This window comes from Mycobacterium sp. E3251, assembly GCF_001666835.1.
Classification (GTDB): domain Bacteria; phylum Actinomycetota; class Actinomycetes; order Mycobacteriales; family Mycobacteriaceae; genus Mycobacterium.
Genome location: NZ_LZJF01000202.1, coordinates 1 through 1,532 on the forward strand (window position 1 = coordinate 1; position 1,532 = coordinate 1,532).

Consider the following 1,532-nt stretch of genomic DNA (forward strand, 5'->3'; position numbering starts at 1 on the left):
GCCCACATCTTGCGAGCCTCGTCCTCAACCGTCTGGGCGTGCACCTCGAAGCGGCCCGCCATCGCCCGCATTTCGTGCGGGTCAGTCATAAAACGTGTTGCCATGTGGCTGTCTCCTTTTTAAGTGAGTACTCAGATACTTGCTGTGGTTACGACGCTGGCCGGACCGGTCACGCGCTGGCGAGCCGCCGAGCCGAATGCAAAAGGATGATCCCCCCTTCCCGTCAGCCGGCGGCCACCGGTTGCTCTAACACGGTGAGACGGACGTCAAACCCGAACTCCGGCGTTTGAGTTGTCCGGCCGTCAGCCCCCGAGATCATCGGTAGCTGGGCGGTGAGGTGGGATTCCACGTCGAGACGCCTTGTCCCAGACCATCAACCGCCAACCGACTAGCCCGTGGCAGCTGCGTTGATTGCCTCGGTCGCAGCGTACGAGCCAGAACTGGTCGACAGCGTGTTCACGAACGCCTCGTGAATGGCGGCGGCCTGCGCGCTGACCGCCTGGTACATCTGCGCGTGCGCCGCGAACTGCGCCGCAGTCAGCGCCGACACCTCGTCGGCAGCGGCGGGCACCACCCCGGTCGTAGGGGCGGCGGCAGCCGCGTTCTGAGCGCTCAACGTTGAGCCAATGGCCTGCAAGTTTCCGGCCGCCGCAGCCAGAGCCTCGGGCTGTGTGGTCACGAACGACATACTTGGTTCCCTCCTAAGTTCAATCCCCGACTCTGCAGAGAGTAGATGACCGCGACCTCCGAAGCTCTTTCGGAAGCCGCCTGTTTGCAACTGTTCACTTGACGGTACGGCGAATTCATTTTTGGTAACGACACAGTAACAGCGTCTGACCTGGATCGCAGCACCTTGCAGTAGCGTCACAGCAAACTGTGACAGAGTCGGCAGGCAAAGTTGCTGGTGGACCTTGCCCAGCCGCTGTGGCACCGCAGTTCGCAATAAGATCTCGTTGCTCGCAAACTCCTTCCGCGCGGGCGGGACCGCCCACAGCATCCCGACGACCCAGGGCTCTCCGAAAGGGTTTTGAGTCCCTTGAGTAGAGGCATTAGGTCCTTTCGACACCCACGCCGGTTACGCGGTGCTGATCAGCCGGCGAAGGGGGGTCGGGCCATGACGGTGGGGCGGAATCCGTATCGGGGTCCGGCGCCGGCGTGGGTGCCAGAGCCCATACCGGCCAGGGGCATGCCGCCGAGCAGGTTGCCCGGTCCCCCGGCTCCTTCGGGGGCGGCGCTGATGGCGCTGACCGGGATGGCGGTGTGGCCCATGGCCGGCACGGCCGGGCCGCCGGTCCAGGCCACCGGTACCGACAGCTTGCCCCCGAGGGAGGCCGCGCCGCCGATGGCCGCCGCCGGGTGCACCGCACCGGCACCGCCGCCGAGCAGACCACCGAGTCCACCCAGGCCGGGCAGGGCCTTGGCCGCCGCGGGAGCCGCGCCACCGATCAACCCCACCGTCTTGGAGATCTGGGTGAAGGTGTTGGCCATACCGGTACTGAAGTACGGCAGACCCTCGGTGTTATAGAACAAGC

At 65.4% G+C, this 1,532-nt stretch carries 2 protein-coding genes and 1 pseudogene; all 3 read right to left on the reverse strand.

Annotated elements, in window-relative coordinates:
• Nucleotides 1-104, reverse strand: a pseudogene (locus A5697_RS26510) (WXG100 family type VII secretion target); the annotation flags it as partial.
• Between the two features lie 284 nt (nucleotides 105-388).
• The gene (locus tag A5697_RS26515) at nucleotides 389-688 is read right to left on the reverse strand and encodes a PE family protein (protein WP_066957025.1); all 300 of its coding nucleotides are present in this window, start codon (nucleotides 686-688) and stop codon (nucleotides 389-391) included.
• A gap of 401 nt (nucleotides 689-1,089) precedes the next feature.
• On the reverse strand, nucleotides 1,090-1,532 hold a 443-nt coding region (locus A5697_RS26520), incomplete at its 5' end, for a PE/PPE C-terminal domain-containing protein (RefSeq protein ID WP_197501125.1).

Coding starts and splice junctions, on each gene's coding strand:
- A5697_RS26515 (WP_066957025.1), bottom strand. CDS start 688: ATGTCGTTCGTGACCACACAGCCCGAGGCTCTGGCTGCGGCGGCCGGA.